This window comes from Mesorhizobium sp. LCM 4577 (genome assembly GCF_001854795.2).
GTDB lineage: Bacteria > Pseudomonadota > Alphaproteobacteria > Rhizobiales > Rhizobiaceae > Mesorhizobium > Mesorhizobium plurifarium.
In genome coordinates, this window is record NZ_MDDU01000001.1 from 450730 (window position 1) to 465183 (window position 14454).

Below are 14454 nucleotides of genomic sequence, written 5' to 3' on the forward strand. Positions count from 1 at the left end.
GACCAGCGCAGCATTCGACAATGCATGCGCCAAGCTGCCATGCACAATATCGCCAAAGACCCAGCCGCTTGGAAATGTGTGCATCCTCCAGGCAGTTCCGGGCGGAGCTGCGCTATTGCCTGCGCAGCGACTTGCCGGTCTGCGCGTCGAACAGATGGATGCTGTCCTCGTCGAAGCTGTAGCGCACGGGCGCGCGCAGCTCCGGGCACTCGCGGGCTGGCACCAGCGCGCTGATCTCCTTGCCGCCGGAGCCGAACGTCACCAGCGCGTCATTGCCGTGGAACTCGATGAGGTCGGCGGTGCCTTGCAAAAGGTTTGCCGCGCCTGCCTGCGCCGTCTTCAGATCCGGAGGCCGGATGCCGAGCACCACGCGATCGGCGTGCTCGAGATGGAAGTCGCTGCCCAGCAGCGATAGCACCGTTCCGGCGCCGGTCAGCGTCCAGCCGTCGCCCTTCCGGCCCACCGTAGCCTCGATGAAATTCATGTTCGGCGTGCCGATGAAGCCGGCTACGAACTGGTTGCCGGGACGCCGATAGATTTCCGCCGGCGAGCCGATCTGCTCGATAACGCCGTCCTTCAGCAGCACGATGCGGTCGGCCAGTGTCATCGCCTCCAGCTGGTCGTGCGTGACATAGACCGTGGTGGTCTTCAGCGACTGGTGCAGCCTGGCGATCTCGACGCGCATGTGGTTGCGCAGCTTGGCGTCGAGGTTGGACAGCGGCTCGTCGAAGAGAAAGACCTTCGGTGTCTTGATCATGGCRCGCGCGATCGCCACGCGCTGCTGCTGGCCTCCGGACAGCTCGGTCGGCTTGCGGCCGAGATAGGGTTCGAGACCAAGCGTTTTCGCGACGGCCTCGACGCGCTTCCTGATCTCAGCCGCCGGCACCTTCTGCCGCTTCAGTCCGAAGGCGACGTTGTCGAAGATCGTCATATGCGGATAGAGCGCATAATTCTGGAACACCATGGCGATGCCGCGGTCGCCGGGCTCGAGATCGTTGACCACCTTGCCGCCGATCGACACCTCGCCGCCGCTGATGTCTTCCAGCCCCGCCAGCATCCTCAGAAGCGTGGACTTGCCACAACCGGAGGGTCCCAGGAACACGACGAACTCATGCTCCTCGATCGCGAGGTTGAGATCGCGGATGACCGTCGTGGCGCCGTAGGCCTTGTCCACATGGGAGCAAACGATCGCGGACATGCCTTATCCCTTCTCGCCGGTCAGCAGGATCTGCAGCTTGACATCCTGCGGCTTGCCTTGCGCGGCGCGCTCGAACGCCTTGATGCTCTCGGAGAAATCATAGGTGCCGGTGATCAGCGGCTTGAGGTCGACCTTGCCGGAGGCGATGAGCTGCAAAGCGCGGTCGAAGATGTTGGCATAGCGGAACACGGTCTCGATGCGCACCTCCTTGGCGATCGCCGCCGGCACGTTGAGCTCGACCGTTTCCACCGGCAGGCCGACCAGCACCACCGCGCCGCCCGGCCGCACGATGTCGAACAGATTGGCGAAGGCCTTCGGGCTGCCGCTCGCCTCGAACACGATATCGGCGCCCCAATTGTCGGTCGCGGTCGCAACGGCGTCGACCAGCGACTGTTCGCCGATATTGACGGGCACGATGCCCGAATACTGGCCGGCGATCTCAAGTTTGGGCGCTGAAAAGTCTGAAATGAGCACTTTGGAGCATCCGCCCGCCAGCGCGGCCAACGCGATCATGATGCCGATCGGACCGCAGCCCACGACGACGGCGACGTCGCCGGGCACGATGCGGGCGCGTGCCGCCGCCTGCATGCCGATGGCGAAGGGCTCGACCATTGCGCCCTCGGCGAAGGAGACATTGTCCGCCAGCTTGTAGGTGAAGGCCGCCGGATGGACGGCGTAAGGCGCGAGCACCCCATGCACCGGCGGCGTCGCCCAGAAGCGGACGTCCGGATCGACATTGTAGATGCCGAGCTTCGTCGCACGCGAGGAAAGGTTCGGCACGCCCGGCTCCATGCAGACGCGGTCGCCGACCTTCAGGCTCGTGACGTTGGCGCCGACCTCGACGATCGTGCCCGACGCCTCATGGCCGAGCACCATCGGCTGGCGCACGATGTAGCTGCCGATGGCGCCATGCGTGTAGTAATGCACGTCGCTGCCGCAGACGCCGACCGTGTGGATGGCGATCCGGACATCGTCCGGTCCGACATCTTGCGGCAGCGCGATCTCGCGCAGCGACAGTTCGCCTTTTTTCTCAAGCACCAGTGCCCGCATCGGGTGTCCTCACTTCAACTTTTCTTTTGCCGGAAAACGGAATTCAGGAAGCCGCTCAAGACACCGAGGAAGAGCAGCGGCGGCAGCGACAGGAGCACGACCGAGGCGTTGAGGATGCCCCAGGGCACGTTCATGCCTTGCTGCGACAGCTCGGACGCCACGATCGGCAGCGTCTTGGCGTTGGAGCTCGACAGCATCAGCGCGATGAGGAACTCGTTCCAGACCAAGACGAAGCTGAAGGCGATGGCGCCGATCAGCGAGCGCGCCGCGACGGGAAGCGCGATCCGCCAGAACACCGAATAGGCGCCGTAGCCGTCGACGAAGGCCGCTTCCTCGATTTCCTTCGGCACGCCCTGGAAAGCCGGGATGGCGAGCCACATGATGACGGAGATGGTCAGCAGCGAGTAGGTGATGATCAGCGCCGGCAAACTGTCGTAGAGTCCGACCTGCAGCCAGATCACCATCAGCGGGATCGCCACCGCCACCGGCGGCAGGAAGCGCAGCGACAACACGAAGAACTGGATGTCGCCGGCAAAGCGGTTGGGATAGCGCGCCACCGCATAGGCCGCCGGCAGGCCGAGAACGATGCCGATCAGCACCGCCGCGCCGCAAGCGACCGCGGAGTTGTAGAGCCCGGTCAGCACGCTGTCGCGGCCGAGGATGTAGCTGATGTTGGCCAGCGTCGGCGTGAAGACCACTTTCGGCACGCGCGTGATGATGTCGACATTGTTCTTCAGCGCGTTGAGCGCCGTCCACACCAGCGGGAACACGGCCAGGAATCCGGCCAGCGCCAGTATGGCCTTGGCGATCAGTCGGCCCGGTCTCATCCGATATTGCTTCATGCCTGCACCCGCTTCCAAAGCATGGTGAAGGTGATGACCGTCGCGATCATCATCAGCACGGCCATGGCCGAAGCGTAGGAGACCTTGCCGGACTCGATGAAGCCTTGCGAGAAGGCGTACATGTCGAGCGTCTCGGTCGCGACGCCCGGTCCGCCGCGCGTCATCACATAGATCAGGTCGAAGGAGCGCAGCGACTCGATCATCTTGACGAACATCAGGCTGATCAGCGGTGCCTTCAGCATCGGCAAGGTGACATAGGCATGGATCTGCCAGCGCCTGGCGTGATCGAGCCGGGCCGCCTCGATCGGCTGCGGCGGCAAGGTCTCGAGCAGCTTCAGCACGATGACGGCGAAGAACAGCCCCCATTGCCAGACATCCACCGATGCGACGGCGAAGAGCGCGGTGCCCGGCTTGGACAGCGGATCGAAAATCAGCCCGCCGGTGATCAGCCGGTAGGGGTAGGTCGCGATGCCGTAAAGCGGGTGATAGGCGAACTTCCAAACGAAGGCGGCCGAGACGCGCGGCAAAAGCACCGGAATGATGAACAGAAGACAGTAGAAATTGCGCAGGCGTGGGCCGGCGACCTCGAACATCAGCACGCCGAGCCCGACCGCTACCACCATCGTCGCGATGACTGTGACGATCTCCCATTTCACCGAGACCCAGACGGCGTTGAGGAAGCGGCGGTCGAGGAAGAGATCGGCGAAGTTCGAGAACCACACCCAGGAATAGCCGGTCGTGCTCAGCTCGCGGTTCTGCAGCGCGATGACGATGGCATAGAGCGTCGGCACCATCGACAGCACCAGAAGGATGGCTAAGGTCGGAACCAGAAATGTGACTGGCAGGGAAGAGCGTCGGCGCATGGCCTATCCTCGGGTGTATTTGGGTCGTTGGTAGAACCCGCGGCGCGGATCCCGGCATTCCTTCGAATGCCGTGGACCGTACGCCGCGGGCGGGAGGATTACTTCTTCTTCACCAGCTCGTTGGCATAGGCCTCGAGCTCGTTGAGGCCGCCCTTGATGTCGGTCCGCGTGCCGGTGACCAACTCCTCCAGGATGATGCCCCAGCGGTCGCCGAGATCGGGCCAGCGCGGATCCTGCCAGAAGTTCACCGCGGTCACCTTGCCGGTTTCGGCCAGCGCCTGACCGAGATCGGCGCCGTAGATGTCGGCGAATTCCTTGCTGGAAAGAATGCTGGTGCGGTTCAGCTCGCCGAACTGATGCGCATCGAGCCGGCGCTTCTCGTTCTCCTTCGACGTTGCCCAGGCGATGAACAGGCCGGCGCATTTCTTAGCCGCGTCATCGGCATTGGCCTTGGTGCCGATGGCGAGCCCATGGCCATAGCCGCCGCCCGGCAACGGCGAGGGCGGCGGCAGGAAGCCGACCTTGCCGACCACCTGCGAGGTCTTCGGGTCGACCGCCATGCCCGACAGCGGCGTCGATTCGACGAGGATGGCGACCTGGCCGGAGAGGAAGGCGCCGGTCGATTCATCCCAGCTGCCGGTCTGCGTGCCGGGCGCCGAGTCCTTGAACAGCTTCAAATAGGTCTCGGTCGCCTTCACGGCGGCGTCCGAATTGAAAGCCGGCTTGTCGCCGTCGAACCACTTGCCGCCATAGGCCTTGAAGAACGGCATCCAGCGCCAGACATTGGCGCCCGAGCCGCGCGCGCCGCGCAGCGCGATGCCGTACATGCCCTTGTCGGCATTGGTCAGCTTCGGCACGTCGGCGATCAATTCGTCCAGCGTCTTCGGCGGCTGGACGCCGGCGGCTTCCAGCACGTCCTTGCGGTAGACCATCAGGTCGCCGCCGCCGGTCAGCGGCGCGAACCAGACCTTGCCGTCATAGGTGGCGACCTTCTGGCGGCCGGGATCGAAATCGGCGTAGTCGTAGTCTGCCGGGTAATAATCGGTCAGCGGCACGATCCAGCCCGAGGAGGCGAACAGAGCCACATTGGCCTCGTCGACATAGTAGACGTTGTAGTTGCCGACGGTGGAGGCATCGGCGCGCGACTTGGCGCGGCGGTCGTTCTCGTTGAGGTAGTCGATCTGGAAGCCAGCGCCGGAGAGCTTCTTGAACTCGTCCTTGGAGTCCTCCAGAAGCGTCAGGCCGTCGCGCGGCTGCGCCAGCACCTTGACCGGCGCCGAGCAGACGGGCGCCTGGGCAAGTGCTGCGGTTGACACGGAAGCGGTAAGCACGAACGCTGCGCCGAGGCTGGCAGCGAGCCGGTTTGAATTCATTGGTTTTCTCCTCCAGGAACACTCGCGAAAAGCGGCAGGTCCTTGGATTAGGCGACCCTCACCGTCGCCCGCAGGACCTTCCACCCGTCGCCAAAATGAGCAGTTGGAGAGGGCGAGGCTAGAAGCCCCGTTGCAGCAGATCTGTACTTTTATGCATTGTGCGGCGCAAAAGATGGCGCGGGCAGAGTCTGTCCGTCACACGAGTATCAGTGCCATCGGAGCATTCGGCTCTCGGCTGTCCTACGCCCTTAGCGTCAGGCGCTGCCGCGACAGCTTGCGATAGGATGACGGCGTCATCTTGTGCTTGCGCAGGAAGGCGCGGTTGAAGTTCGAGATGTTCATGTAGCCGACCTGGAAGCAGATGTYGGTGATCGGGATATCGGTGTCGGSGAGCAGCTTGCAGGCCTGCCAGAGCCTGAGCTTGGCGAGGTGGTCGCTGAAGGAATTGCCGGTGTTCTTCTGGAAGAAGCGGGAAAAACTGCTTTCGCTCATGCCGGCCAATGCCGCGACGTCCGGCAGCCTCAGGTCCTCGGCGAAATGCTGGAACAGGTAGGTCAGCGAGCGTTGCACGATATCCAGCGACTCCGCGTCGAGAAGCGGGGAGAAATCCGGCGACGACAAAAGCTGGTATTCGTCGGTGGTGGCCAGAAGCTCGAGCAGCTCGAGGAACATGCGGAACCGCGCCAGCCCATGCACCTCGCCCATCCGTTCCATCAGCTCGGCGCCGTCGAGCGCCGTCCGGCCATGGAAGACCATGCCGCGCAGCGAGCGTTCCAGGAACGGCTCCAGCTCGCGCAGTTCCGGCAGCAGCCCGGATGAACCGCGCAGCCGCTCGGGATCGAACTGCAGCACGATATCGCGGCCCTCGATCAGTTCGCCGGGCTGCACCGCCGTCACCCAGTCATGCGGCAGCCCGCCGCCGACGATCGTCAGGTAGCCCGGCCCGAACTCGCCGATATGGTCGCCGACCAGCACCACGCCGGACGATTTCCTGAGCAGGTGGATTTCGTATTCCGGATGGAAATTCCAGACATTGCGCTCCCACGGATAGTCGTCCAGCCGCCACAGGAAACTTTCGCTTGCCTCCGTCACGATGTGCTCGAAGGCAGGCGCCGTGCGCGGAATCGCGGCTGTATTTTTTCTGCGCCTGAACGGCATCATTCCTCCCGGCACGGCGCGCCTGCGCATGCTCAGGCCATCCGTAACAGTCGAAGGCCGGCAAATGAAAGGGGCGTCGCGGAATCTGGGCTCCGCCTGGATCAATCGCTGCCCGGACCTCCTCCCTTGCCAAAATGTCGCTTTTCATTCACAAGGCGACGCAAATGGCGCCATTTCGCGCCATTGTTGTGCGGCTTCCGGCCCTTTGGCCGACGCGCCGTGTTCTGAAAGAGCGGAACAATGTCTGCGATCGAAGCCGGCGCTCGCGCGCCGGAAAACCTTTGGCGTCAGGAAATCAGGGCGACGATCGCGCTCGCCTGGCCGATGGTGCTGACCAATCTCGGCCAGACGGCCATGACCGCGACCGACGTCATGATGATGGGCCGGCTCGGGCCCGATACGCTCGCCGCGGGCGCGCTGGGCTCCAACCTCTATTTCATGCCGCTGATCTTCGGCCTCGGCCTGATGCTGGCGACCTCGCCGATGATGGCGACCGAGCTCGGCCGTCATCGACACTCCGTGCGCGACCTGCGCCGCACCGTGCGCCAGGGCCTGTGGCTGGCGATCCTGATCTCGATCCCGATCTGGATCTTCCTTTCGCATGGCGAAGAGGTTCTTCTGGCCATGGGCCAGAAGCCGGAGCTTGCGCATCAGGCCGGCATCTATCTGCACTGGCTGCAATGGGCGGTGCTGCCCTTCTACGGTTATATCGTGCTGCGCTCCTTCATCTCGGCGCTGGAGCGGCCCGGCTGGGCGCTGATCATCGTTTTCGTCGCGGTCGCCTGCAACGCCTTCTTCAACTGGGTGTTCATGTTCGGCAATCTCGGCGTCAAGTCGATGGGCATTGCCGGTTCCGGCCTCGCCACCACCTTGTCCAGCACGCTKATGTTCGTCGGCCTGGGGGCGGTGGTGATGCTCGAGAAGAAGTTCCGCCGCTACCGTCTGTTCGGCCGCTTCTGGCGTTCCGACTGGCCGCGTTTCCGCGGCCTGCTCAGGCTCGGCATGCCGATCGCCGGCATCCTTGCCTTCGAGGTGACGATCTTCAACGCGGCGGCCCTGCTCATGGGCCTGATCGACGCGGATTCGCTGGCCGCCCATGCCATCGCCATCCAGATCGCCTCGATCTCCTTCATGGTGCCGCTCGGTCTCAACCAGGCGGTCACGGTCCGTGTCGGCCTGGCGCATGGCGCCGGCAATCCGGAAGGCGTTTCGCGCGCCGGTTGGACCGCTTTCGTCATCGGGGTTTCCTTCATGGCGCTGATGGGCCTGGTGATGATTCTGTGGCCGCATCTCCTGATCGGCGCCTTCATCGATCTTGCCGATCCGGCCAATGCCAGGGTGATCACGCTTGCCGTGTCCTTCCTTGGGTTCGCGGCGCTGTTCCAGATTTTCGACGGCGCCCAGGCGGTCGCCGCCGGCATGCTGCGCGGGTTGCACGACACCAAGGTGCCGATGATCTATGCGGCGATCGGCTATTGGGGCGTCGGCCTGCCGCTCGGCGTGCTGCTCGCCTTCCATTTCGGCTTCAACGGCGTCGGCATCTGGATCGGCCTGGYGTCGGGACTGGCCGTGGTGGCGGCGCTGCTGCTCGCGCGCTGRCTCAGACGCGACCGCATCGCGCCGGCGCTGTCCTTCGGGCATTGACGAGAAAGGCTGCCGGCATGACCGGCAGTCTTGAGCCGGCTCAGCGCACCGGCGCCTGCTTTTCGAGCCGCCGTGCGTATTGCGTCAGCGGAAAACACATGACGAAGAAGATCAGCGCCACCAGCCCGTAGACCTTGAACGGTTCGAAGGTCGCGTTGTTGATGGCGTTGGAGGTCCTGACCAGCTCCTCGAAGCCGATGATCGAGGTCAGCGCCGTCGATTTGATGAGCTGCACCAGGAAGCCGACGGTCGGCGCGCGGGTGATGGCGAAGGCCTGCGGCAGGATGATCAGCCTGAGTTCCTGCAGATAGTGCAGCCCGAGGCTGGCGCCGGCGTCCCATTGGCCGCGTGGCAGTGCGTCCACGCCGCTGCGCCAGATCTCGGCCAGATAGGCGCTGGCGAAGAAGGTCAAGCCCAGCGCCGCCGCGGTCCACGGCTCGATGCGCAGCCCCAGCATCGGCAGGCCGAAGAACATCAGGAAGAGCTGCATCAAAAGCGGCGTGCCCTGGAACAGCGCGATATAGCCCGAGGCGATGCGCTTCACCCATTTGTTTTTGGCGATGCGGAAGAACAGCACGACCAGCCCGACCAGCGCGCCGCCGATGAAGGCGGCGAGCGACAAGAGCACCGTCCAGCGCGCGGCGAGCAGGAGGTTGCGCACGATATCCCAGAAGGTGAACTCGATCATGACACGCCTGCTCCAAGCGCCCGGCGCCCGCTGGCGACCAGCAGCCGGCGCAGCCCCATCGACAGGCCGAGATAGACCATCGTCACCACGAAATAGGTCTCGAAAGCGCGGAAGGTGCGGGCCTGCAGCATATCGGCCTCGTAGGTCAGTTCGCGTACCGCGATCTGCGACACCACGGCCGATTCCAGCATCATGATGACGATCTGGCTGGTCAGCGCCGGGTAGATCACCTTCAGCGCCTGCGGCAGCACGATCTTGACGAATACTTGGCGGGGCCTGAGGCCGAGAGCCAGCGCTGCCTCGGTCTGGCCGCGCGGCACGGCGTCGAGCCCGGCGCCGACGATCTCGATCGTATAGGCCGCCATGTTGAGCGTCATCGCCARCATCGCGGCCAGGATCGGGTCCAGCCTGATCCCGAGCGTGGGCAGCCCGAAGAAGATGAAGAACAGCTGCACCAGGAACGGCGTGTTGCGCATGACCTCGACATAAACGCCGATGGCCAGCTGAAGCGGCTTGGGGCCGTTTCTTTTGCCGGCGGCGCCCAGGATGCTGAGGAAGGTGCCGGCGAGCGTGGTGACGGCGATCAGAAGCAGCGTCATCGCCGCGCCGCGCGCGATCACGCCCGCCGCACCCGCAAGCCAGCCGAAGTCGAGGCTGTAGCCCATGGCGATTGACCTTGTTGAAGGCGCCCGGCCTAGAGCAATTCCAGGAAAAGTGTGAAGCGGTGAGGTTCGGCTTCGCCGTAACTTTCCGTCCGGAATTGCGTGAAAACAAAGAGAAGGTTCGGCGCCCGTTACGGCGCCGAACCGATCGGCATCAATCCTTGAGGTTGTCGGGATTGAGCGGCGTCTTCAGCCAGGCCTTCGAGCTCTCGTCCAGCTTGCCGTCGGCAAGCATCTTGGCGACGGCGTCGTTCACCGCCTTCTTCAATCGCTCCTCGTTCTTGTTGAGGCCGATATGCGAAGGCGAAGTGAGCAACTGGAATTTCTGTTCGGGCTTCAGCGCATCCTGCTTGGCCAGCACCTGCGCGCCGACATCGTTGCCCACGACCATCAACTGCGTCTGGCCGGAGATGAAAGCCTGGATGACGGAATTGTAGTTGTCGAAGCGGCGGATATCGGCGGAAGCCGGCGCCGCCTGGGTCAGCGAGGTGTCCTCCAGCGTGCCGCGATTGACGGCGATCGACTTGTCGGCGAGGTCTTCCTTGCCTTTGACGGCGAGCTCGGCCGGGCCGATGACGGCGATGTAATAAGGCGCGTAGGCGGCCGCGAAATCGATCACCTCAGCGCGCTCCTTGGAGTAGCCGACGCTCATCAAGATATCGACGCGCTTGTCGGTGAGATAAGGGATGCGGTTCTGGCYGGTGACGCTGACCAGGTTGAGCTTCACCTTCAAGGCATCGGCGATCGCCTGCGCCACGTCGATATCGTAGCCCTTGATGCTCATATCGGCGCTCGCCGAGGAGAAGGGCGGGAAGTCCGAGAAGATGCCGACATTGATGGCGCCGGCCTTGGTGATGTCGTCGACGGCATCGGCCTTGGCGGCTTGGGTGGCGAGACCGGCGCCGAGCATCATGGCTGCCGCGATGGCGGATTTCAGAGCATTGCGAAGAGTCATTTTTGGGTTCCCCTGCTGGAAGCTTGTTTGTTGCGTCCGGCCGCCGGCTCCAGCGCGGCGGCCGTATTGGCTAAGCAATTCCAGGAAAAGTGTGACGCGGTTTTCCGTCCGGAATTGCGTGAAATTACGATGTCTCAACCCTTCTTGATCGCCGGGCTGAACACCATCAGGCTCAGGATCTCGAACAGGACCTGGGCGCCGACATGGGCGGTGTTCGTGGTCGCGTCATATTGCGGGGCCACCTCGACGACGTCGCCGCCGACGATGTTGAGGCCTTTCAGCCCGCGCAGCAATTCGAGCACCTCGCGCGTCGTTAGCCCGCCGACTTCCGGCGTGCCGGTACCCGGCGCGAAGGCCGGATCGATGCTGTCGACGTCGAAGGAGATGTAGGTCGGGCCGTCGCCGACGATTTTGCGCGCCTTCTCGATGATGGCCGGGATGCCGAGCCCGGTTACTTCCTCGGCATGCACGACGGTCATGCCGGACTCGTAGGTGAACTCCCACAGATATTCGGCCGAGCCGCGGATGCCGATCTGGATCGTGCGCGAGGGATCGAGCACGCCGTCCAGCACCGCGTTGCGAAACGGCCCGCCATGGTGGAACTTGGTCATGTCGAACAGCCCGCTGGTGTCGCAATGGGCGTCGATATGGATCATGCCGACCGGCGCCTTCTTGCCGACCGCCTTCAGGATCGGATGGCTGATCGAATGGTCGCCGCCGACTGAGAGCGGCAGCACGCCGGCATCGACGATCTGATTGGTGCGCTTTTCGATGTCCTCATGGCTGATCTCCAGCCGGTAGCGGCTGCGGAATGGCGTGTCGCCGATGTCGGCGACGCGAAGCTCATGCGTCGGCGCGCATTCCAGCACGTGGTTGTAGGGACCGATGCGCTCGATGGCGCGCAGCGCGCGCGGCCCGAAGCGCGAGCCGGGACGGTTGGTGACGCCGAGATCCATCGGCACGCCGATCATCGCCACCTGCAGGTCGCCGAAATCCGGGTTCTCGGCAGCGATTTCGCGATAGGGCGCGGCGAGGAAGGTCGGGATGCCGGAATAGGGGGCAAGCCGCGTGCCCGATTTGTTGAAGATCTTGTCGGYGACCTTGCGGAATTTCGGATCGAACATCTCGCCGCCATGGCTCTYGCCATATTTGCGGCGCAACGCTTCGAGCTTGCCGCGATCGTAACCCATGTCCGGTCTCCTCTGCCTGCTGCCCGCACGGACGATTTGCCAAGCCAGCCTGTTGTCAGGCCAGATCGTTACCCGCTGTCCCTTGCGGATTTTCACGTCTCTTGAAAGCTGTTCCGGACAAAAGTGTCGGGCAGCCGCATTGAAAAATCAATTGATATTGTTAGGGTCACTGCTGTGAGAAAATCTCACAAAGTAGGAGCTATCCATGGCCAAGCGCCTGCCGCCGCTGAATCCGTTGCGCGCCTTCGAAGCCGCGGCGCGGCACGCCTCGCTGACCAAGGCGGCGGGTGAGCTGAATGTCACCCATGGCGCCGTCAGCCACCAGATCAAGGCGCTCGAGCAGTCGCTCGGCGTGAAGCTGTTCGAGCGCACAGGTCAGCGGGTGAAACTGACGCCGCATGGCGCGGAGTTCCTGCCGGCGGTCTCGGCCGCCTTCGAGGGCATCGCCGCCGCCACCCAGCGCATGACCAGGCCGGCGAGTGCTGGCGCGCTCTCGGTCTCCTGCGTGCCGGCGCTGTTGCTGCTGTGGATGACGCCGCGGCTCGGCTCCTTCACGGCGCAATATCCCGACATCCAGCTGACGCTGATCCCGTCCAACGATCCCAAGGACATCCGTGCCGCGGACATCGACGTCTGCGTGCACTATGGCGACGGCGGCTGGAGCGACTGCTGGATACGCAAATGGTCGGGGCTGGAGCTCTTCCCCGTGGTCAGCCCGACGCTGATCAACAACCGGCCGATCCGCAGCGTCCGCGACCTCGCCGACCATGTGTTCCTGCATGGCGACGATGGCCGCGAATGGCACACCTGGCTGGCCGCCGCCGACGCGCTCGACCTGGAGCGCGGCCGCCGCCACCGTCTGGGTGATGCGCGCATGGCGACGGAGGCCGCCGTGCACGGCCATGGCGTCGCGCTCGGCGATTCCGTCACCGCGCGCGCCCTGCTTGCTAGGGGCATGCTCGTCGCGCCATTCACTTTGTCAGTGCCGGCGGTCGACGATTTCTACGTCGTCTGCCGCAACGAGATGCGTTCGGCGCCGATCGTCCAGTTGTTCATCGACTGGCTGTTCGCAGAGAAGGAGCAGGACGAGGGCCGCGCCGATGCCCCCGTGGCCGGCCGCATGCCGAGCCGCAGGAAACGTCCCGCGCTGAAGGTTGTCGGTGCCAGGGCCCTGTCCTGACGGCTGGACTTGCATAGCTGCTTTTTGTCGGGCCAGCTTGCAAAGCTGCAAGCGCGTTCGAAAATACAATGCTAAGAGGCATTCCCGCGGCTCGATCATGATCCCGAAAAGTGGAAACCTGTTTTCGGAAAAGATCGTGCTCCAACAGAAAGCTGGATCAGAAAGGCGATTCAACGAGACGCCATCCTGATCCGGCGAGCAACGAAAGCGCATTGAGACATGGCAAAGACCGATATAGCGCGCCGCGTCTACAACCACACCTGGAAGCTGGACCCGATCGTCCGCAGCCTGCTGGACACCGACTTCTACAAGCTTCTGATGCTGCAGATGATCTGGGGCATGTATCCCAAGGTCGAGGCCACCTTCTCCCTGATCAACCGCACAACTTCGGTGCGCCTCGCCGACGAGATTGACGAGGGGGAACTGCGCGAGCAGCTCGATCATGCTCGTACGCTGCGCTTCTCGAAGAAGGAGATGATCTGGCTGGGCGGCAATACCTTCTATGGCCGCAAGCAGATCTTCGAGCCGGAATTCCTCGCCTGGCTCGAGGATTTCCGCCTGCCCGAATACGAGCTTTCCAGGCGCGATGGCCAGTTCGAGCTCTCTTTCGCCGGCCCCTGGATGTACACGACGCTGTGGGAAATCCCGGCCTTGGCCATCATCAACGAGCTGCGTTCGCGAGCGGCGATGCGCTCCTTCGGCCCGTTCGCGCTCGATGTGCTCTATGCCCGCGCCAAGGCCAAGATGTGGGACAAGACCGAGCGGCTGAAAGCGCTGCCGGGCATCCGCATTTCCGACTTCGGCACGAGGCGCCGCCATTCGTTCCTATGGCAGCGCTGGTGCGTCGAGGCGCTGAAGGAAGGCATCGGCGATGCCTTCACCGGCACGTCCAACGTGCTTTTGGCGATGGATAACGACCTCGAGGCCTTGGGCACCAACGCGCATGAACTGCCTATGGTCTTCGCCGCCCTTGCCAACTCCGAGGAGGAACTGAGGCAGTCGCCCTACAAGGTGCTGCAGGACTGGCAGCGCTACTATGGCGGCAACCTCCTGATCGTGCTGCCGGACACGTTCGGCACCGCCGCATTCCTGCGCGATGCGCCGGACTGGATTGCCGACTGGACCGGCTTCCGCCCCGACAGCGCGCCGCCGATCGAAGGCGGCGAGAAGATCCTCTCCTGGTGGCGTGAGAAGGGCAAGGATCCCAAGCAGAAGCTGCTCATCTTCTCCGACGGGCTGGAGGTCGAGACCATCGAGGAAGCCTATCGTCACTTCAAGGGCAAGGTGCGCATGTCCTTCGGCTGGGGCACCAACCTCACCAATGATTTCGAGGGCTGCGCGCCGACCGAAACCAAAAGCCTCGACGCCATCTCGCTGGTCTGCAAGGTCAGCGAGGCCAATGGCAGGCCGGCGGTGAAGCTGTCGGACAACCCCGCCAAGGCGACCGGGGATGAGAAGGAGATCAAGCGGTATCTGAGGATTTTCGGCGAGAAGGGGCGGGTGGAGCAGCTGGTGAAGGTGTGAGGCTTAAGGCCTGGACGAATGGAATTCCTGGACAAACCGAGTTCCTTCGCGCCCCCCTCTGTCCTGCCGGACATCTCCCCCACAAGGGGGGAGATTGAGCTCTCATTTCCGGTTTCGCCAATTTTCA

The 14454-nt window shown here is 63.7% G+C and carries 13 protein-coding genes; 3 read left to right on the forward strand and 10 right to left on the reverse strand.

Features of this window, described 5'->3' with window-relative positions; genetic code table 11:
• Nucleotides 1-112: 112 nt before the first annotated feature.
• From LCM4577_RS02225 to LCM4577_RS02250, 6 genes are all read right to left on the reverse strand, one after another.
• Entirely contained in the window at nucleotides 113-1198 is a 1086-nt protein-coding gene (locus LCM4577_RS02225; RefSeq protein WP_071036627.1) for an ABC transporter ATP-binding protein, read from the reverse strand.
• Between the two features lie 3 nt (nucleotides 1199-1201).
• Entirely contained in the window at nucleotides 1202-2248 is a 1047-nt protein-coding gene (locus tag LCM4577_RS02230; RefSeq protein ID WP_071069370.1) for an NAD(P)-dependent alcohol dehydrogenase, read from the reverse strand.
• 14 nt (nucleotides 2249-2262) lie between these two features.
• A complete protein-coding gene (locus LCM4577_RS02235) occupies nucleotides 2263-3075 on the reverse strand; it encodes a carbohydrate ABC transporter permease (protein WP_071036825.1) in 813 nt (270 codons plus the stop codon).
• Between the two features lie 11 nt (nucleotides 3076-3086).
• The gene (locus LCM4577_RS02240) at nucleotides 3087-3953 is read right to left on the reverse strand and encodes a carbohydrate ABC transporter permease (RefSeq protein ID WP_041009099.1); all 867 of its coding nucleotides are present in this window, start codon (nucleotides 3951-3953) and stop codon (nucleotides 3087-3089) included.
• Between the two features lie 98 nt (nucleotides 3954-4051).
• Nucleotides 4052-5326 (reverse strand): ABC transporter substrate-binding protein, encoded by a 1275-nt coding sequence (locus LCM4577_RS02245; protein WP_071069372.1) that lies wholly within the window; start codon nucleotides 5324-5326, stop codon nucleotides 4052-4054.
• Between the two features lie 240 nt (nucleotides 5327-5566).
• Nucleotides 5567-6484, reverse strand: a complete 918-nt coding sequence (locus LCM4577_RS02250) for an AraC family transcriptional regulator (protein WP_071069857.1) — start codon at nucleotides 6482-6484, stop codon at nucleotides 5567-5569.
• A gap of 240 nt (nucleotides 6485-6724) precedes the next feature.
• Between LCM4577_RS02250 and LCM4577_RS02255 the strand changes: the two genes are divergently transcribed.
• On the forward strand, nucleotides 6725-8128 hold the full coding sequence (locus tag LCM4577_RS02255) for an MATE family efflux transporter (RefSeq protein ID WP_071069374.1): 1404 nt from the start codon (nucleotides 6725-6727) through the stop codon (nucleotides 8126-8128).
• 40 nt (nucleotides 8129-8168) lie between these two features.
• On the opposite strand, the gene LCM4577_RS02260 is transcribed toward LCM4577_RS02255, so the two are convergent.
• The 4 genes from LCM4577_RS02260 to speB all read right to left on the reverse strand — a co-directional run bounded on the left by LCM4577_RS02260 (nucleotide 8169) and on the right by speB (nucleotide 11623).
• Nucleotides 8169-8816, reverse strand: a complete 648-nt coding sequence (locus LCM4577_RS02260; protein WP_071069376.1) for an amino acid ABC transporter permease — start codon at nucleotides 8814-8816, stop codon at nucleotides 8169-8171.
• Nucleotides 8813-9481 carry an amino acid ABC transporter permease gene (locus LCM4577_RS02265; RefSeq protein WP_040987022.1) on the reverse strand — a complete coding sequence of 223 codons (669 nt, stop codon included), beginning with the start codon at nucleotides 9479-9481 and terminating at the stop codon, nucleotides 8813-8815. The genes LCM4577_RS02260 and LCM4577_RS02265 overlap by 4 nt, the downstream gene beginning before the upstream one ends.
• A gap of 151 nt (nucleotides 9482-9632) precedes the next feature.
• Nucleotides 9633-10433 (reverse strand): transporter substrate-binding domain-containing protein, encoded by an 801-nt coding sequence (locus LCM4577_RS02270; RefSeq protein ID WP_071069377.1) that lies wholly within the window; start codon nucleotides 10431-10433, stop codon nucleotides 9633-9635.
• A 134-nt stretch (nucleotides 10434-10567) separates the two neighbouring features.
• The gene (speB, locus tag LCM4577_RS02275) at nucleotides 10568-11623 is read right to left on the reverse strand and encodes an agmatinase (RefSeq protein WP_071069379.1); all 1056 of its coding nucleotides are present in this window, start codon (nucleotides 11621-11623) and stop codon (nucleotides 10568-10570) included.
• 205 nt (nucleotides 11624-11828) lie between these two features.
• On the opposite strand from speB, the gene gcvA reads away from it, so the two are divergent.
• Nucleotides 11829-12803, forward strand: a complete 975-nt coding sequence (gene gcvA, locus LCM4577_RS02280; RefSeq protein ID WP_071069380.1) for a transcriptional regulator GcvA — start codon at nucleotides 11829-11831, stop codon at nucleotides 12801-12803.
• A gap of 219 nt (nucleotides 12804-13022) precedes the next feature.
• Nucleotides 13023-14327, forward strand: a complete 1305-nt coding sequence (pncB, locus tag LCM4577_RS02285) for a nicotinate phosphoribosyltransferase (RefSeq protein ID WP_071069382.1) — start codon at nucleotides 13023-13025, stop codon at nucleotides 14325-14327.
• Nucleotides 14328-14454: the final 127 nt, after the last annotated feature.